Here is a 19,449-nt window from a genome sequence, read left to right as displayed (position 1 = left end):
AAACCATGCAACAAGGCTTTCAGTCGCTCGCAATAACGGCTTAGCAACTGCTCGCAATAGTGCTTACACCCCCATCACTAACTTAAATTCTTTACTTTTAATAATCTTACTATTCGTATTATAAATAATCGGATCGTTAATTTTTTCATGACCGAATCTATTTGTTTTAAATACCGGTATATCTAAACTATCTGCAAAATTACGAAGCACTAACATTGTGGCATCAAGATCTTTACCAAATGAACCAAATATTATAGCCTTAACATCCTCAAGTAACCCTGCTTGCTTTAAGTGTAAAAGCTCACGATCTAATCTAAAAGGAACTACATTCACATCTTCTAAAAAAAGAATTTTGCCCTTAGTCTTTATTTGCCAACTCGTTCCTATACTAGTCTGCACCATAGTTAAGTTACCACCTGTTAGTTTGCCGTTAACAAGATCACTTGATTTTGCTATATCGTTAAGAGGCACTAAATTATCTATAGTAACCTGCTTTACTTTACCTTTTAATATTTCAGCAAGCTTGGTAAAATTACCTTGATCTTGTTCCGGCTTTAAGAGATCGGCTATATTACTGCCGTGAATAGTTTTCCAGCCCCATTCTTGTGATAGAAAAAGATGTAACGCTGTTATATCGCTATATCCTATAAAGAATTTCTCTTTATTTGGTTTTGATAGCTTTAGTAAATCGGGAATTATTCTCGCAGAGCCGTAACCACCTCGTAAACTCCATACTATATTATCAGACTCATCAAATAATGCATCCCGCAGGCAATTAAATCTTACTTCATCGCTACTTGCAAGAAAGGGTAGCTTACCTTTAGCAAAACACTTAGAAGAAATTTGTAAATTTAGTCCATTAATATTTTTTAAATCCGACAAGGTTTTATTATCCGCTCCTGTTGCCGGAGCAACAACAGTAATAGAGATATTTTTTAGACTATGACCAGCAGAAAAAGTTGATATTGAAAAAAATAATATTATTAGTAAAGATATATTTTTAAGAATCATGAATATAATTGATAGGTATTGTTGAACAGGTAAACCTACTATGTCATGCCGTGGCGCTTGACCACGGCATCCAGTCTTTATTTTATTTTTTCTAGATACCGTGGACAAGCCACGCTATGACAGAGGCAAGCACTGGATTCCCATTTTAGCTAGGGACAGACATAACATAGAAAATGCGAATAACCTTAAGAAGCTATTCTAAAACAGCATCATCACCGGCAATCTCTACTGCTTTAGCCTTGATTTGGTCAATAGTAAGGCCACTATATTCTACAGACCCACCTAATACAGTATCGTCTTGACCAAAAAAATTAATGTTCTGAACAACAGTTGCTTTATCTATATTACCTTTCCTCATATCATATACAAGCTTTAATGCTTCTTTTTGTGCTGGTAGTTCATGAGTATTAGATAGTGCTAAAGTCTTTACTTTTGCTCCAAGTTTATTCGCCGAAGCCTCTGATATTTCATCATCTTCAGATTTATCAGTTGAATTTTCGCTTATTCTAAGGTTTTCTATTATAGGTTCAACAAGCTTTGTCCATAGCTGGTCAGTTGAACTACAATCACAATCAGCTAGATATTTTCTACCTTCTTCTCCAGTTTTTACAGCATTATCAACAAACTCTTTAACTATCCACTTATTGTTAAATTTGTTATAAGCAGCTTTTATGAATAGTTCTAAATGATTAGAACCTAAATCTAAGAATTGTTGTTTAAGGTCCACAGGGATATGACTTTTTGTATCTAGCCATGTTTGCATTCCTGATAATATTTCTGACATTACCTTATTAGTGTCTTGTATCGGTACAGTAATATTATTACTCCTAATAGTAACCTCAAGTGCATTTTTAGTACTAGCATCCAAGTTAGATACTAAGTTTTCATACTGGGCTGGGTTACTTTGAGCTTCTTTTAAAATGCTTACTATTTTCTTAAATATTGGTACTATTTCTGAATGACTACCCGTAATGCTTGTCATCCAATCCCATTTAAAATATTCAAAACCACCGGTAGCATGATTTGGAACTGCAACATGTGCAAATTTATGGTCATATCTAATGCCGATTACATTAAGATCGTCTTTATATTTCTTTACTTGAATATCGTTATCATTGCGATGTTTTTTAAAGTGTTGCTCTAATTTTTTCATACTCTCCTCCTTAATTCATAGTTTTTAATTAGTGTCGATGTTATACTTATATATTACTATATGTCAAAATAAAACACTAATAGAAATTAACTTTTTGCTATATCACAAGCATGTAAGTCACGCTTAAAGTACAAACTACTATTCTTATTTAAGATCACCCGATAAATCTGAACATTTTCAAGTACTCTTTGAACGTAATCTCTTGTTTCTCGATAAGGTATAAGTTCTATCCAGTCAATAACTTTTCTTGTATCTTTTATATCCCTTGGATCACCAAACCTATCTATCCATTTTACTACATTATGACTTCCGGCATTGTAAGAAGCAATGGATAGAATATAAGAACCTTTATGATTATCTAATAATTTTTTGAAATGATGCGCACCAAGTTTAATATTATATACCGGATTTCTAGTTAAGTCTGCTACATTACATTTAACATTTATGGATCTTGCGGTATCACAAGCAGTACCTTTAATAAGTTGCATGAGACCCATAGCATTTGCATAACTTACTGCTTTATGATCAAAAACCGATTCTTGTCTAATTATGCCATAAGTTAAATGAGGTGGGATAGGCAAACCTACTAGATTATAAGGCGTTGGAAAAGCACAATCCGGAATAAAAGCATTATTTTGGGCAGCAATTTTTGCCACCTCAACCATATGATTAGTATTATTATTGGCTTTAATAATATTCGCAATTATTTGAATTTCTGCAGAATTTTTAGTATTTTTCATTGCTGCTTTGGAATATATCAGGGCTAAGTAGTTTTTATTATATTTAACCAATAACCTTATTGCTTTAATAATCTCTTTATTTTCTATAATTTTCCTTTCTTCAGAAGTTATTACGGGAATAGGAGGTAAAACTAACTTTGTCCTATTTAATTCAATATTTGCTACCTGCCCATAAAAGGTAAAAGAATATTTAGCTGCCTGCACGTAAAATTTTCTAGCCATTTGCTTATCGCCTTTTGCTGCATAAGTACGACCGAGCCAATAAAACCCACGTGCCAAACTAATCGGAGTCTTAACAACTTTAATAAACTTATTAAAATGTACTAATGCTTGATCAGGCTTTTTTAAAAAACTTAAAGAAAGCCAGCCCGCAAGCCACTCCTGCTCCCTTATAGTTTCAGGACAAGTAGCAAAAGGAAGCGTTGCCATTCTATAGCTATTAGCAAAATCTTTGTACTCGATGAATTCACGAGCATAATAGGACTGAATACGACACCATTTAGCAAAATGTTTACGGTTATTTTTAGCTTTCTTAAACAAAGTAATAATTTCCTTTGTCGGCTTTTGCATTTTTTTAAAATCTAAATAACGATATAATAAACCGGAAGTATAGTATTTTTCAGGAACACTTTTAAAAAGCTTTTCAGCATTTGGCGATTTACCTATAATCGCAATTTGGACTTTAAAAGCATTACGGTAACCTTGCTCTACATATTTCAGGGATTGCTCAGCAGATCTAATATCATTTTTCCATAAATGTTCTTCTATTCGCTCTAAATGATCACTGGCAGTTAAATATTTATGCCACTTATTGTAATATGCATTTTCTTCTTCAGGAGTGAAATTGGCGTATACCCAAGCCTCTTTAATAATAGGTAGTAATATCTTCTGATCTTTGATTAAACTACTTGCAGCTGCTGCATAAAATTTATAACCTTTGCCGGTAAGAGGAGAATGTTTACTAAACCAATCAACAATTACTTTTTTATTTGTATTATTATTTAGATATTCTTCTGCTCTTTCTTCAAGCAGCTTATTTTGAGGCCAATCCGGGTTATTGCATAAAAACCTTATTACATGTTCAAAACTATTATCTGAATATTTATTATCTAAATATTTCTGAGAAAGTACAATTTTTGTTAAAATTTTATTATTTACTTCTAAAGCTAAATCTTCGGCTTGTGACCAATTTTTTTGATCGATATAGGTAAAAACTTGTTTAACATTATCTACAGCATCAGAATTAGCATTTACTTTCAAAGCTAATAACAACAATATAGAGGTTAACAATTTTATTGTGATTTTCATAAGTTTTATGATTTGTTGCGTGGATACCTAATAGTCATTACGAGCTACTAAAAGCGTTGTTGCATGGCTCGTTAATGTCATTCCCGCGAAAGCAGGAATCCAGTAAAACCTATAAAAAACTTATTTTTTATAGGTTTATCTAATATGTAATTTTTGTATCAATATTAAGGTTATTTTTCTGGATTCCCGCCTACGCGGGAATGACATAGATACCCACTAAACACCGGTCGAACCAAAGCCACCGCTACCACGCATCGTTTCCATAAGACTACTACTTTCTTCCCATAATATACGTTCGTACTTTGCGATTATCATCTGTGCAATTCGCATGCCTTTTTCTATAATAAAATCTTCTTTACCGAGATTAATAAGAATGACCTTTATTTCACCTCGATAATCTGCATCAATAGTACCGGGTGAATTAGCAACCGTGATACCGTGTTTAACGGCAAGACCCGAACGGGGTCTTATTTGGGCTTCAAACGAATCCGGTAGTGCTATAGCGATGCCTGTTGGAATTAGCTGTATTGCGGCTGCTTTTATTGTTATAGGTTGCTCGTTTGCGGCTATTAAATCCATCCCCGCACTATGCTCTGTAGCATATTCCGGCAAACTGCCGGAAAAATTTTCTAGTTTTTTAATTTTAACTTGTGTTATTGTCATATTATTTCATATCAAATTTATCGTTAATAATTTTATTTTCTACCGCATCAATTAAAGAATTAGCAAGATTATCGGTTAATATCTTACTTCCCATGCCAAGTTTCTTTTTAAGCCAAGGTTGCTTAGCACACAGATATTGAAACTTAATATTATCACCGAATTTTTCTTTCATTACGCTATATATATCACCTATGCCATCAATTAAGCCGTAATCAAGCGCCGTTTGCCCTGCCCAAAATTCACCGTTAAATAAAATTTCGTCTTGCTGAGTTAACTTTCCTGCTCTTCTTGTTTTTACATATTCTATAAAATGTTCATAAACCTGCTTTTGCAAATCTTTGATAATTTTAAGATCATCTTTATTAATAGGTTTAAACGGATCCAATACTGATTTATTCTTGCCTTCCGTATAAACTCTTCTCTCTATCCCAAGTTTATTAATTGCTTCATGAAAACCGAATCCGCTTGATACTACTCCGATACTACCGATAACCGAACTCGGCAAAGCATATATCCGATCACCGCTGCAAGCCAGCCAATATCCGCCTGAAGCCGCCATATCTTCAATAAAACTATAAATTTTTATTTTATTTTCTTCAGCAAGATCACGAATACGTTTTGCAATAAGTTCAGATTGTACCGGAGAACCGCCGGGAGAATTAATAATTAAACATAATGCTTTTAATTTCTTTATTTTAAAAGCTTTTTCTATTAGTGCATTTAATGATTCTAACGTAAGTCCCGATTGCATAGTACTTACTTTACCGATAACACCGCTAAGGCGTAAAACGGCAATCACCTCTTTAGAATTACCAAAAACCGAAGCAAATAATTGGTCTAATTTACTTATCTGTCGTTTGGTTATTATCTGATCAAATTCAGCATTCGCCATAGTCGATTTATTTACTTCATTCATTAATTTTACTCATTTTTAATTTAATATACTCGTTTCATTTGAAAAATTGGCTATGTTGTCTTATAAGATCTGCGGTACTCACCTATTAAGTATATGCTCCGCTCCTCGCCTTATAGACTCCTTGCTCTTTTCCAAATTACACTTCGTCTATTTTACTTGGAGTTACTATAGAGCATCCTTTTGTATTGGCAGCAAAGGCTTAGCCGGTTTATTCAGAGATTGTGCGTTATAACTATTTTTAGGTTCAGGATAATTTCCGGAAATGGCAGATAAAATAGTACCTCTAACCTTTTCGTCATACCAATTTGTATTGCCAACAAAGCTAGTTACTATTTTGCCGTTTGGGTCTATTAATATACTAGTCGGCAAACTAACAACCCATAAGGCTTTAAATAATTCATTTCTATAATCATGATAAATCGGCAAATATCTTATTTGATAGCTTTTAAAATATTCTTTCACAACTTTTATGTCTTGATAATCTTCTGAAATCGGAATTACTGAAAAAGGTAATTTCCTAAAATCTTTTTGCAACATATCAAGGTCAGGCATTTCTTTGACACAAGGAGCACTCCAAGTAGCCCAAAACACTAACAATATAGTCTTTCCTTCAAACTGATCAAGAGAATATTGATTTTTTTCTTCATCAAAAAAAATTATATTATCAGGAACGCTTGAACCTCTTAAAAATGCTAATTTATCCTTAGGATGCTCATAGAGCCTAGCATGAATTTTAGGAATAAAAATTATTATAGATAATAAAAATACTATAATACATATAAGATATTTATTATAATTTCTTAAGGTCATATAATAATTTATAGTAATGAAGACATTTTATTTATTCGTATTAGCACTTACATTATGTAGTTGTGGTATAAAAAAGCCTTTAGAAGCACCGCAGAAAGAGGCAAAACGTCATTGCGAGCAGTCGTAGACTGCGTGGCAATCTCGTCAAATATCCTGAGATTGCTTCGTCAAATTACTTCGTCATTTTCCTCGCAATGACGTACTGTATCAATACCTCTTAAGCGTCGTACCTTGCAAAACTAAGTCAAAACAATAAGACGGCATATTTTCTTGCGGTTCGATCAATATCGGATTTACTTCACCGCACTCATTATCACACATATTTTGATCAGATAAGTCTAAGCGTGTTTCGAGAGTAGTAAGACTAGGATGCTCTATTCTTATATTTGCACTTCTCAAATAACGAGAAGATGTATAAGGCAACATACTAATAAAGTAATATTCTCCTTTATTATTAGTAGTAGCAATACCGGAACCGGTAAAACTTGAATCGCTTTTACTTGTAAATCTTCTTTTATCAACTCTAGTTTTTAAAGGTTCGTAAGGATATTTACCCCCGCTTCCTGCTTGCCATAAATAAACTTTAGCATCCGCAACCGGCACGCAATTTTGATCTAATACTTTTCCTTTAATTAATATCCTTTCACCGTAAAATTTTGATAACCTTCCTGTTTTACGTAATAAATTATTAGTAGTTTCAAAAACTTTCGGTTCATAATCATTAAATATATTTCTAGTAATTTTACAACGATTAAGCTTATTAGGGTAAGTTTTAGAAGCAGCAAATATGTTTAATGTCCATAAACATAAAAAACAAAATATAAATTTTTTCACTTTTCACCGCTATATTTATAAAATTCTGCATCTAAATTTAAATCAATTATTTTTATTAATCAAATTATTTTTATTCTCATTTGATTATTAAGTAATTGATTGTTATAGTAAACTTTGTTATACTAAAAATATTATATATATATGCAAAAATTTTTATCTTTAATAATTGTAATTCTAATACTTTACAATATAGTAAAGTTAAAAATATCTCCCGACAACAATAATCTTACAACTGTAGAGCAAACGGCTTCAAATAATTCATCTACCGATGAAAACCAAACTAGTATAAATAATGAACCTCCTATTTCATTAAACGGCAACTTATTTGAACGTACGGTTTCAAAAATAGTAATAAATGCTCTTAAAACCGAAGAAGGGAAAGCATTTTTTGAAAATATTTTACAACCGTTAAATGGACCTATCAATCCTAATGATTACACTATTGAAGTACGTAAGGATTTAGTAAAAACACTGTTCAAAATTAATACGCTTGGTAGCGGTAATATCGGTCCCGCTTCTTGCGGACATGTAGTTACCGTATTTTATCAAATATCAGATATGAACAATACTTTAATATCTGAAGATACTAAGACTTTTACTTTAGGCTCTGCTCCTGTAATGCTTGGCTTAGATAATGTAATAATCGGTATGATGGTAGGAGAAGCACGAGAAGCTATTATTCCGGCAAAATATGCTGTTAATAATAGTAATAATATTATCTTCGATGATGCTTATAATTATAAAGTTAATGTAATTTTAAAATCCATATTACCGCAAAATTTTGTTAAAAGTAATGAAGTTAAAATTTATGACGATGAGATAGCTTATCGTGTTCCTTTATTATGTGGTGAAAAAGTAAGCTTTAATGCTAAAATTACTCGCTTATCAAACGGTAAAATACTATATGATTCAAAAGCAAAGGGACAACAAATAGATATGAAAATCGGCGATATTACATATCCTTTAATTTTTTCTTACGCCTTGCAAGGTAAAGTAACGATTGGAACACGCAGTGTTATTGCTAAAGGCAAAACATTTAAAACTTTAGGTTCTAACATAAATAAAATTATTTCTCATGAATCATTACCGACAAATGAATATCTTTTGCTTGAACTAGGAGACTTTAAACAAAATTAAATAAATATGAAACAAAATAAAATTCAAAGACAAAAAAATTATATTTTATTATCTATCCTTGTCACAATGATAATAATTGTATATCTTATAGCATTAATAAAAATTGCAGGATAAATTTTGTAATTATTAAAAATTTAAAACTCAAATTGAGTATATAAGCATCTTACTTTAAACTTTAATTATAGTATGGAAATTATTAAAAAAAACAAAAATATTATTATATTAGTAGGTTTAATATTTTTAGCAGTAATTATTTATATCTCTACAAGTAAGAGTTCCGAGAATAAAACAAACGATAATATATTAGAAGTAAAGATAGCTATACAAGATCATAAATTTGTTCCGAATATAGTTGAAGTACCAAAATCGACTAAGATAAGGTTAATTGTTCATAATGAAGATGATACGGTAGAAGAGTTTGAAAGTCATGATTTACATCGTGAAAAAATAGTTATGCCAAATGAGTCAATACATATTATACTTGCACCTCTCAAGTCCGGAAAATATGAATTTTTTGGAGATTTTCATCAAGATACGGCTCAGGGTTTTATAATTGTTAATGATTAGATAAAAAATATGTTTAAAATTGCTTTAGTAGTGTTTCGTGAATGTTTAGAAATATCCTTATTACTTGGTGTAATACTCGTCGTAACAAAACAAATAGAAAAATCTCGTCTTTATATTATTGCTGGAGTAATGCTTGGAGTAGTATTTGCTTCAATTTTTGCATTTTTTACACGTAAATTATCTTTATCTTTTGGCGGAATAGGCGACGAGTTATTCGATTCCGGAATTATGATATTAATAACAATTCTGATTAGCTGGACAATAATATGGATGCAAGGTTACGGTATAAAAGTAAAGCAACATATAAACGACTTATCAGTAAAAATTCATGAAGGTAATGCCAGTTATTTCATGTTGTTTTTTTTAGTTGCCACTACTATATTACGAGAAGGTGCAGAAATTATTATTTTAGTATATAGTATATCTTCAGTTGAAACAATATCAAGCAGTATTTACTTGCAAGGAGTGATAATAGGTGCTACAAGTGGCTTCTTACTTGGTTTAGTAATATATTTCGGTTTCATTAAGATTGCTAATCAAAAATATATTTTTAAAATCTCTACCATATTATTAATGCTAATAGCAGGCGGATTTGCAGCAAGTGCTGCAGGTATTTTAACCTCTTCCGGTCTAATTATGTTTTTATCCGATCAACTTTGGGATAGTTCATGGTTAGTAGCAGATAGAAGTATGATAGGTAAAATCTTACATATTGTTACCGGTTATATTGCAAGACCTAACGGGCTACAAGTACTGGCTTATTTTACTACTATATTACTGATAAATATTTTCATACAAATAAAATTAAGATATTCCAAAAATAACTTAATATCAGTACAAAAAAATGAATCAAATTAATTTTATCAAAGAGAACAATTAAATTAAATATGTTAAAACTTTTATCAGAAATTGGTCCGGTAATAGCATTTTTTGCAGGCTTTTTTTATGGAGGCGGTATACAACACGCTACTCTTTATATGCTTATTACCTCTGTTATTTGTATTACCCTTTGTTATGTTATAGATAAGAAAGTATCCAAGCTTTCTATTATTTCTACGACTGTTTTATTAGTTTCGGGAAGCATTACTTTAATTAGCGGCGATTCAATGTATATAAAAATCAAACCTACTATATTATATGTTATTTTTGGAATAATATTTCTCATGAGCGGTATAAGAAAAAATCCTTTTATCAAATATGCTTTAGAGAGTATAGTACGTCTTAAAGAAGAAAGTTGGATAACCTTAAGCTATAGAACAGCGGCTTTTTTCTTTTTTATGGCTGTAGTTAATGAAGTAGTTTGGCGTAATTGCTCAGATGAAACATGGGTAAAATTCAAAGTATTCGGTGTAATACCTATTACTTTTATATTTATTTTACTGCAATTACCTCTTTTATTAAAGAATAAATTACCGGATAGTAAGATATGATATATAATACCTTACTATTTTTACTTTATGTCATTACCGCGTAGGTGTTGTTGCATGGACCGGTAAAATCCACTGTGTCATCCCGCGACTTGATCGTGGGATCCAGCTTAAAATACTAATAATATTAGTATTTTAAGCTGGATCCCGTCGTCAAGCCACGGGGTGACACAGGATCCCTGCTTTCACAGAGATAACACCGATGGCTTTTTAAAAATCGTAGGGTACTATTGTTATGATATTACGAGTTCTAATTTTTATAACTCTTTCTTTTAGTCTATCTGCTTGTTTACCTGCTATTTTTACCGCAGCAACCACTACCGGTATTGTTGCTTCAAAAGATCAACCAGTATCTGAAACATTAAATGATTCAAGGATTTCTGCCAGCATTAAAGCTGATTTAGTAAAAAATAATTTTAGAGATTTAGGTGCTAAAATAAAGGTTGAAGTATCACAAGGAAGAGTATTATTAACAGGAAATATTCAAAAAGAATCTGATGCGTTAAAAGCCGTAGAAATTGCTTGGAATCAAAAAAGCGTAAAAGAAGTTATTAATGAGTTGAAAGTAAATAAAAACAGTAATCATTTTGACTTAGCCCAATATACTAAAGATAGTATGATAACCACGCAAATTAAAGCTAAAAATTTAGTCAGAAAAGACATTAAATTTGCTAATTATACTATTCTAACTATAGATAATATTGTTTATTTATTTGGAGTTGCAAGATCAGAAGAAGAGCTAGAAAAGCTTGCTTCTATTGCATCAAAAATAAAAGGTGTTGAAAAAGTTGTGTGTTACGCTAAAATAATGAATAACTTTAACACCAATAATGATAATAGTGAAGAATCATAAATTCAAATTAGACCTCTTGCAGAATGAAGCTAATAAAGAGAAATTTGAAGGAAACACGGCATGTAGCACTGCAGCATACACTTTAGTACGTGAGGATGCGAGTACCGGATTGACGTATACCGCAGATATTTCAAAAGTTGGAAATCAAATAAGTGGTGAGCCTGCACAGCGTATAAAAATACGTGAACACAGGCGAATCCCGAAATTTGACTTACCAAATCTTAAAGTATCAAAGGTATACAAATTACCTTTAGAAGCAAGTTATGCAAAGGGTTTATTACTTTTGTTAATTTTTTGTTTTGGTCTAAGCGGTTGTAATACCTCAAAAAGATTACCTTATTCCCACAAATATTCTTACAAAGAATTATCAAAAGATGATCCTCATAATCTAACTTATAAAGGACATTATAAAGTCGGTAAAAATTATAAAATAAAAGGAAAGACTTACAAACCTCACAACCCTAAATCTTTTACCGAAACAGGTTATGCCTCATGGTACGGTGGACTTAAAGACGGTTTTCACGGTAAAAAAACAGCTAATGGCGATAGATTTAATAGAAATTTATTAACTGCTGCACATAAAACTCTTCCGCTCCCTTGCTTAGTTAAAGTTACCAACAAAGCCAATAATAAAGCAGTAATTTTAATGGTTAATGATAGAGGTCCTTTTAAGAAAAATCGTATAATAGATGTTTCTCAAAGAGCGGCTGAAATTTTAGCATTTAAAAATCAAGGTATAACTAAAGTAAAAATAGAATATTTACCTAATGAAACTGAGAAATTTCTAAAAAATATTAATCTAAAAAAACCACAAAGTAAAACTTTAGCTAAAAACTCTAAAAAATCTTCATCTAATAAAGTTACAAACAACAATAAATGTAGCGTTAATTGTCATATAAAACTTATAAATTTAAAGTATAAATTGGCAGTAACTCCTTAAAAGATGTGTGAATATTAAATCGTCAATAGTCGTAGGCGTTGTTGCATGGCTCGATTTTTAACGTCATTGCGAGGAGCCACTTAAGTTTCGACGAAGCAATCTCAGGAGTTTTTGTATTACCTCATGAGATTGCCACGACCACTTTGTGGTCTCACAATGACGATACATATCAACTACGTATATTCTTTTTCTTTATTATTTTTGATTTAGCTTTTGTAGTAGATTTATTATTAGAGGCAAGCTTGATTGAAGGTTTAGGGACTATAGGCTTAATATTAAAATGCTGATCTAATAGCCCCATCATCTTTTGATCACGAGATGCGGCACTTTTACCGCCTGTAACAACGGCAATCAATGATTTACCGTTCCTAGAAGCAGTAGTTACTAAATTATAACCTGCCGGTGTATGAAAACCTGTTTTCATCCCTTCTGCACCTTGATAATTTTTAGTAACCCTATTATGTCCGTTTACTACATTTCCACGAAATACAAAGCTGGTTTTAGCAAATAATGGATAAAATTTAGGATAATCCCTCTTCAAAGCCATAGCAAGTTTAGCCATATCTCTTGCGGTAGTTTGCTGCAATGGGTTATGCCAACCTGAAGCATTTTTAAAATAGGTATTCTTCATACCGAGCTGTTTAGCTTTAACATTCATTAAATGAGCAAAAGCTTTCTCTGAACCTTTCATGCCCTCAGCAACCGTTACAGCAACATCATTAGCAGATTTTATAATTAATCCATTAATTGCCTCTCGAACGGTTATAGTTTCCCCTGCTTTTAAACCCAGCTTACACGGTGGCATTTTTGAAGCTTTTGCTGATACAAGTAATTTTTTATCTAAAGGTAACTTACCGGCTTCAATTGCTTCAAACATTAAGTATAGAGTCATTAGCTTAGTTAAAGAAGCGGGGTAAATCCGAATTTGTGAATTATGGGCCTGCAACACTTTACCGCTTTTTGCATCAATTACTAAACTAGTTTGAACAGGAGGTTTAGGGGTATTTTTTACGGCTTTTTTTGCTTCGCTTATAGGCGCAAAGAAAAATGTTACGACAAAAATATAAGGTAATAAAAATTTCCTAAACATTTTAAATAAATAAAATATTATTCAAATTAAACCAAGTGTGATTTTTCATCATTGCGAGGAAAAATTGAAAATTTTGACGAAGCAATCCAGTAAAAAATGCATAGCATTTTTTTATTATTTTTCTAGATTGTCACGCTTCCTACGGTCGCTCGCAATGAAAATGAAAATAATACTTACTACACATTAACCTTTGTATTAAGATACATTAATATAAACAAAGCAGGCAAGGCTAAAATTATAGTAAAGAGGAAAAAACCGTCCCAGCCCATCATATTTACGAGTTTTCCAGCATAAATAGTGACAGTATTGTTACATAAACTACTAGCACTACTAAGTAAAGCATATTGTGTTGCGGAATATTTTTTATTACATAAATTACCTATATATCCGACTAAAGCAGTAGCACCCATAGCGGCAGCAAAATTCTCTATAGTAATAGCAATTAATAAAGCTTCAAAAGAAGGAGGCTGATGATTAAGCCAAATAAATGCAAAATGCGTTAAGCTTTGGGCAATACCGGTAATAATCAAACCTTTAAAATTCCCCACCCTATACATTACAATACCACCGACAAAACCGCCGACTAAGGTTGCAATCAATCCATAAAGTTTAGCTATTATTGCTATTTCGCCTTTTGTATAACCAAGCTCTATATAAAAAGGTGAGGCAACTGCTCCAAGCATAGCATCGCCTAATTTAAAAAATATTACCGCAAGTAAAATAGTTACAGCAAATTCTCTTTTGAAAAAATCCTTGAAAGGATTAATGACTGTAGAAATCCATGAAGTAATAGAAATAATATTAATTTTTTCTCTTACTAATTCTTTTTCGTTTACGGTTATTATAAATATCGTTGCAACGACAAATATTATAGCTATAACACAAAAAGTTAGTTGCCAATTATTTCCAGTTATTTCTGCAAGGTACAAAGCACCTGCCCCTGTAATAAGCATACCGATTCGATAACCGAATACAGCGGTTGCACTAGCTATGCTTTGTGTTTCTTGATCAAACTTATCTATACGCAACGCATCAACGGCAATATCAAACGTGCTAGATAAAAAGCCTAATAATATAGTCAAAAAATAGAAAGAAGTTAAAGAAACTTCAGGATTTTCCTTGCTCATAGCAATTAGTACTAAAGCCATTAAAGAGCTACATAATATAAGCCAGCTTTTGCGATGTCCCCACCTACTTAAAAAAGGTATTTTAAAATTGTCGACTAGAGGCGACCAAAATACTTTTAACGAATATGATAACCTTGCAACCGCAAAAGTAGTAATAACGGCGATATCTATACCAGATTCTTTTAACCATACCGCAAGAGTAGAAAAAATTATAACCAGCGGCATACCGCTAACTATTCCTAAAATAAATATTTCAAATAATCGATAGTCTTTAAAAATCTTGGTAATGCGCATTGTGATATTTCATTAAATCGTCATTGCGAGGAGGGGCATAGTCCCAACGTGATGACAATCTAGGAAAATAATAAAAAAATGCTATGCATTTTTTACTGGATTGCTTCGTCAAAATTTTCAATTTTTCCTCGCAATGACGAAAATATTAGTGTTGCAATAATAATTAATAAATATAAGCTATTTACTTTATAAATCAACCATTTTCTCTTAACTCCTTATTATACAACCTATAATATTCATCTTTATTCTTAAGCAATTGTGTATGAGTTCCTTGTTCACAAATCTCACCGTTTTTCATGACGATAATATTATCAAGATCGGTAATACTGCTTAAACGATGCGTAATAATTAAAGTGGTTTTTCCTTGGCGTAATTTCTTTAACGATTCTAGAATTTTCTGTTCGGAAGCTTGGTCTAAGCTGCTTGTTGCTTCATCCCAAATTAAAATAGGGGCATCTTTTAAGAAAGCTCTAGCAATAGATAAACGCTGACGCTGACCGCCTGAAAGAGTCGTCCCCTGCCCCCCTATCTGCGTGTCGTAACCATTCGGCAGATGCATAATAAACTCATGAGCATCGGCATATTTTGCTGCTCTAATTATTTCTTCTCTTGTAGCGTTTTCCTGACCGTATGCTATATTTTCTGCAACGCTTGTATCAAATAAATGAGTATCTTGAGTAACTAAGGAAATCTGACCTCTAAGTGAAGTAAGCTTAATATCTTTAATATCATGATTATTAATTAAAATTCTTCCTTCATTTGGATCATAAAAACGCACTAATAAATTACTAAGCGAAGTCTTAGCACTACCTGAACGCCCGACAAACGCAATAATTTTATGAGGCTCTAGCCTTAAATCTATATATTTTATAGCTATTTTACTCTCAAACCTTAAAGCTAGTTTTTCAAAAGTAATTTGTGGATTATATAAATCTACGTCTTTAGCATCTTCATGATCTTTAATCAGAGGCTCGGTATCCAAAATACTAAATACCCTCTTAGCTGCTGCTATTCCTTCTTGCAAATTAATATTTAACGATACCAAACTTTTAAACGGTCTATAAGCCGCTGCAAAAGAAGCCAAAAAAGCAAAAAGAGCCCCTGGCGTACTTTTCCCCTCCAGGACTAGATTACCTCCATACCATACCATCCCTCCAACTGCAAGACCGCTTAAACCCTCCATAATCGGTGAAACCATCGCATCTAGCTTAGATGTTTTTTTGTAGAACTCTAAAATATTATTAATAATCAACGATGCTCTATTACTTTCTATTTGTTCGCCTACAAAAGATTTAATAATCTTAATTGACTGAAATGTTTCATCAAGCCGAGAGGTATAATGTCCAAGCTCTTCTTGTGACTGTGCAAATATTCTTCTTATCTTTCTACCCATCCTTTGCACCGGATAAACAGCTAAAGGGAAAACAAGAAAAACTACGCAAGATAATAGCGGTTCTAAATGAAACATTGTTGCTATTAAACATACTACAGTTAGGAAATGTTTAGCACATCCGACAAGTAAGTTAGAAACAGCTCCACGCATCAAAGAAATATCATTAGTAAAACGAGATATTAAACGTCCTGAAGATTGGTTTTGAATAAAAGAAATATCGGCAAATAACAAATGCTCATACATTTTTATCTGTAAATCGTTTAGTACCCTCTGCCCAACAAATTTTATTAGATAATTCTGATAATACTCTGAAATTCCTTTTATAACAAAAGTTACAGTAAGCACTATAGGCATTATTATAAGCATTTCCTTATCATGCGTTAAAAAAACCTTATCAATAATAGGTCTAGCCGCATGTACGATCACTGCCGTACAAAGTGCTGCAACAACCATACAAAATATCGAAAAATATATTTTATTTGCGTAAGGTTTAACATGATCTTTTATCAGCCTTTTTATAACATCTGCAGCTGTGTAGTTATCATTTAAATTATTGTTATTCATTCTCGTTAAAAATATTAAATTGATGATGTGATTGATTCGGTACAGGCATTTTCAAATGCTCAAAAGCGGCAATCGTGATTACCCTACCTCTAGGAGTTCTTTGTAGTAAACCTATCTGTATAAGATAAGGCTCTATGGTTTCTTCAAGTGCATCACGTTGTTCAGATAAGGCAGCTGCAATCGTTTCAATTCCGACAGGACCACCGTTATAATTATCCGCTATGAATTTTAGATAACGATAATCATTGCTATCAAGTCCTATGCGATCAACTTCCAAACGATTTAACCCAAAATCAGAGATTTCCTTATCTACTCTTGATTTACCGTCAACTGCTGCAAAATCTCTTATACGACGAAGCAATCTTAATGCAATTCTTGGCGTTCCTCTACTTCTTTTAGCTATTTCTTCAGAACCCGAATCGGTCAAATCAATATCAAGTAGTTTACTTGCTCTATTTAGAACTTTCTTCAATTCCCCGGTATTATAAAAATTTAGCCGCATAGGGATACCGAACCTATCACGCAAAGGATTACTAAGCAGCCCGAGGCGTGTGGTAGCACCGATTAAGGTAAATTTCGGCAAGGTTATTTTCACTGACCTTGCGGCAGATCCTTCACCGATAATTATATCAAGCTCAAAATCTTCCATAGCAGGATATAAAACCTCTTCAACCGCAGTATTTAAGCGGTGGATTTCATCAATAAATAATACATCGTTCTTTTCAAGATTGGTAAGAATAGCAGCAAGATCAGCGACCTTAAGTATAGCAGGACCGGAGGTGGATTTAAAATTACCGCCGATTTCGTTAGAGATAATTTTAGCAAGCGTAGTTTTACCAAGCCCGGGCGGACCGTAAAATAAAGTATGATCAAGATGCTCATTTCGAGATTTTGCAGCCTTAATAAATACCGAAAGATTTTCTTTAATCTGCTGTTGACCGACAAATTCTTGCAAATATGACGGCCTTATCGGCAATTCTTGATCATTTTCACTTTTTTCAGGTGATAATATATTAGTCATTATTTTAAATCGAATATAATGACTAATAATAGCCAAAAAATAGTTTTATGCTATAAATTATTTTAGACTTTTATATTAGCCCTCTTCATAGAAACTAGTTACCCCTTCTCTAAGTTTATCTACGGTTTCAAAAAATTTTTCTGTATCAGTGACGCCTAAGTTTTGTAATTCTTCTTTAAGGTAATTTTGATTTAATCCTTTATATAACTTGAAATAATGGCCAAATATCTCATTTGATAATATTATATTAAGATTTTCATAATAATTTTTCAAAACTTCTGCTACATCTTTTAGAGTAAGGTTATTTTCATCAGTTATTTCTGTAATTTGTGCGTCCAATTCTTGTCTATCTTGAGATTTCATTCCTATCTTATAACCTAAAATATTACATCCAATTAAGCCTTTATTCTATTTTATAGCATCCGATAAGATTTTCTTTTATTCCTCGCTTACTTCCGTACTTAATGAAAAATTCAATCCGGCAAGTTTAGTATTTTTAACAAATGAGGATCAGGCAGGAACATTATTATCAAAAAATATCCCACTTATATCTAAATCGCTTATTTTTGTTTCGTTTACTCTTAAGGTATCTAAAAGAACATCTATCTTATTAACATTATTCAAAGCATTTATAAAACTAATGTCGGTAATGCGGCATAGCGGATCTTTAAAAAATTCAGCAAATAACTTTATTGATTTTAAACTCCACGCAAAACTATCAGTACTTATAGTAGCGTCTCCTTGTAAAGCATTAAATAACCCATTTTAAAGCATCTTCAGGAATTTTAGAGTATCCAGCAGCTGCAAATACCGGTGATTGTGGTACAAAAATTAACCTCGGTAATACTTAAAGTAGCAGGGTCTTTCTATAGCTCTTTTAATATTTCTTCAGCCTGTATTTTTCCTAAATATTCTATTAACTTGGACATATATTTTACCTATTAATTTTAGTAATTAAAATTAATATAAAATAACTGCTAATTTATCAACTAAAAATTAGAATTGCGATTTTTCAGGGCTGTTTTGATTAATTCATCAATAGAGATTTCGGGATTTTGGGTAATGATGCCTTGAACAGCGTTTTGAGCTTCAAATCTAGAAAATCCTAGATTTACTAGAGCTTTTATTACTTCATTACTTGCAACGGGTGTGATATTCTTAATATTTAAGCTCTCTTTAATAATAGCTGAACCGCTTGATATTTTCGCTACTTTACCTTTCAGCTCTAGCACTATACGTTCAGCAAGTTTAGCCCCTACTCCGGATATTGCTTTAAATATATTTTTATCTTCATTATTTACAGCAATTTGAATATCTGAAGGCGTAAGGCTTGATAAGATAAATAAAGCCATTCTTGTACCTATACCGTTTACTGATTGTAGTAAATTAAAAAAAATCTTCTCTTCTAGAGTCAAAAAACCGTAAAGATGAATATGTTCCTCTCTAACATGGGTTTCGATAAATAGTTTATAAAACTCCCCTTCAGCAAGTTTACCTAAAGTTTTACCTGAAGCATAGACTAAGTACCCTACCCCGTTTACGTCAATTATAACGTAATCATCGCCTTGGGAATCAACTTTACCACTTAATTGACCGATCAT

The 19,449-nt window shown here is 32.2% G+C and carries 19 protein-coding genes and 1 pseudogene; 6 read left to right on the top strand and 14 right to left on the bottom strand.

Annotated features, from left to right (window positions below; genetic code table 11):
* Nucleotides 1–63 precede the first annotated feature (63 nt).
* The 7 genes from RC_RS02790 to RC_RS02760 all read right to left on the bottom strand — a co-directional run bounded on the left by RC_RS02790 (nt 64) and on the right by RC_RS02760 (nt 7,435).
* Nucleotides 64–1,011, bottom strand: a complete 948-nt coding sequence (locus RC_RS02790; RefSeq protein WP_041471720.1) for an LD-carboxypeptidase — start codon at nt 1,009–1,011, stop codon at nt 64–66.
* Between the two features lie 193 nt (nt 1,012–1,204).
* Nucleotides 1,205–2,164, bottom strand: coding sequence for a hypothetical protein (locus RC_RS02785; protein WP_010977184.1), 960 nt, complete (start codon nt 2,162–2,164; stop codon nt 1,205–1,207).
* A gap of 86 nt (nt 2,165–2,250) precedes the next feature.
* Nucleotides 2,251–4,212, bottom strand: coding sequence for a lytic transglycosylase domain-containing protein (locus RC_RS02780; RefSeq protein ID WP_010977183.1), 1,962 nt, complete (start codon nt 4,210–4,212; stop codon nt 2,251–2,253).
* Nucleotides 4,213–4,428: 216 nt separating this feature from the next.
* The gene (dut, locus tag RC_RS02775; RefSeq protein ID WP_010977182.1) at nt 4,429–4,875 is read right to left on the bottom strand and encodes a dUTP diphosphatase; all 447 of its coding nucleotides are present in this window, start codon (nt 4,873–4,875) and stop codon (nt 4,429–4,431) included.
* Between the two features lies 1 nt (nt 4,876).
* Nucleotides 4,877–5,791, bottom strand: coding sequence for a S49 family peptidase (locus RC_RS02770; protein ID WP_010977181.1), 915 nt, complete (start codon nt 5,789–5,791; stop codon nt 4,877–4,879).
* Nucleotides 5,792–5,956: 165 nt separating this feature from the next.
* A complete protein-coding gene (locus tag RC_RS02765; protein WP_010977180.1) occupies nt 5,957–6,601 on the bottom strand; it encodes a TlpA disulfide reductase family protein in 645 nt (214 codons plus the stop codon).
* A 207-nt stretch (nt 6,602–6,808) separates the two neighbouring features.
* Complete coding sequence (locus RC_RS02760) at nt 6,809–7,435, bottom strand: dioxygenase (RefSeq protein WP_010977179.1); 627 nt, start codon at nt 7,433–7,435, stop codon at nt 6,809–6,811.
* A 141-nt stretch (nt 7,436–7,576) separates the two neighbouring features.
* Here RC_RS02760 and RC_RS02755 point away from each other — a divergent pair, with 141 nt between their 5' ends.
* The 6 genes from RC_RS02755 (at nt 7,577) to RC_RS02730 (ending at nt 12,359) form a co-directional block, all read left to right on the top strand.
* A complete protein-coding gene (locus tag RC_RS02755) occupies nt 7,577–8,572 on the top strand; it encodes an FKBP-type peptidyl-prolyl cis-trans isomerase (protein WP_010977178.1) in 996 nt (331 codons plus the stop codon).
* Nucleotides 8,573–8,758: 186 nt separating this feature from the next.
* Nucleotides 8,759–9,139, top strand: a complete 381-nt coding sequence (locus RC_RS02750; RefSeq protein ID WP_010977177.1) for a cupredoxin domain-containing protein — start codon at nt 8,759–8,761, stop codon at nt 9,137–9,139.
* A 9-nt stretch (nt 9,140–9,148) separates the two neighbouring features.
* Nucleotides 9,149–9,997, top strand: coding sequence for an FTR1 family protein (locus tag RC_RS02745; RefSeq protein WP_010977176.1), 849 nt, complete (start codon nt 9,149–9,151; stop codon nt 9,995–9,997).
* A 29-nt stretch (nt 9,998–10,026) separates the two neighbouring features.
* Nucleotides 10,027–10,569 carry a septation protein A gene (locus tag RC_RS02740; RefSeq protein ID WP_004995863.1) on the top strand — a complete coding sequence of 181 codons (543 nt, stop codon included), beginning with the start codon at nt 10,027–10,029 and terminating at the stop codon, nt 10,567–10,569.
* Between the two features lie 232 nt (nt 10,570–10,801).
* Complete coding sequence (locus RC_RS02735; protein ID WP_010977175.1) at nt 10,802–11,419, top strand: BON domain-containing protein; 618 nt, start codon at nt 10,802–10,804, stop codon at nt 11,417–11,419.
* Nucleotides 11,397–12,359, top strand: a complete 963-nt coding sequence (locus tag RC_RS02730) for a septal ring lytic transglycosylase RlpA family protein (protein WP_010977174.1) — start codon at nt 11,397–11,399, stop codon at nt 12,357–12,359. The genes RC_RS02735 and RC_RS02730 overlap by 23 nt, the downstream gene beginning before the upstream one ends.
* A gap of 62 nt (nt 12,360–12,421) precedes the next feature.
* Here the strand turns inward: RC_RS02730 and RC_RS11195 are convergent.
* The 7 genes and pseudogenes from RC_RS11195 to ruvA all read right to left on the bottom strand — a co-directional run.
* A pseudogene (locus tag RC_RS11195) lies at nt 12,422–12,521 on the bottom strand (lytic transglycosylase domain-containing protein); the annotation flags it as partial.
* 7 nt (nt 12,522–12,528) lie between these two features.
* Entirely contained in the window at nt 12,529–13,449 is a 921-nt protein-coding gene (locus RC_RS02725) for a D-alanyl-D-alanine carboxypeptidase family protein (protein ID WP_010977173.1), read from the bottom strand.
* Between the two features lie 176 nt (nt 13,450–13,625).
* On the bottom strand, nt 13,626–14,870 hold the full coding sequence (locus tag RC_RS02720; RefSeq protein ID WP_010977172.1) for an AmpG family muropeptide MFS transporter: 1,245 nt from the start codon (nt 14,868–14,870) through the stop codon (nt 13,626–13,628).
* Nucleotides 14,871–15,063: 193 nt separating this feature from the next.
* On the bottom strand, nt 15,064–16,827 hold the full coding sequence (locus tag RC_RS02715) for an ABC transporter ATP-binding protein (RefSeq protein ID WP_004995874.1): 1,764 nt from the start codon (nt 16,825–16,827) through the stop codon (nt 15,064–15,066).
* On the bottom strand, nt 16,820–17,848 hold the full coding sequence (gene ruvB, locus RC_RS02710; RefSeq protein WP_041471719.1) for a Holliday junction branch migration DNA helicase RuvB: 1,029 nt from the start codon (nt 17,846–17,848) through the stop codon (nt 16,820–16,822). Before ruvB ends, RC_RS02715 begins: the two co-directional genes overlap by 8 nt.
* 75 nt (nt 17,849–17,923) lie before the next feature.
* Nucleotides 17,924–18,211, bottom strand: coding sequence for a hypothetical protein (locus tag RC_RS02705; protein ID WP_010977170.1), 288 nt, complete (start codon nt 18,209–18,211; stop codon nt 17,924–17,926).
* Nucleotides 18,212–18,837: 626 nt separating this feature from the next.
* A complete protein-coding gene (gene ruvA / locus RC_RS02700) occupies nt 18,838–19,449 on the bottom strand; it encodes a Holliday junction branch migration protein RuvA (protein ID WP_010977169.1) in 612 nt (203 codons plus the stop codon).

Source organism: Rickettsia conorii str. Malish 7, assembly GCF_000007025.1.
In the GTDB taxonomy this organism is placed as follows: domain Bacteria; phylum Pseudomonadota; class Alphaproteobacteria; order Rickettsiales; family Rickettsiaceae; genus Rickettsia; species Rickettsia rickettsii.
The sequence above is the reverse complement of the archived record's forward strand: the minus strand, read 5'-3'. Positions and strand labels throughout refer to the sequence as shown.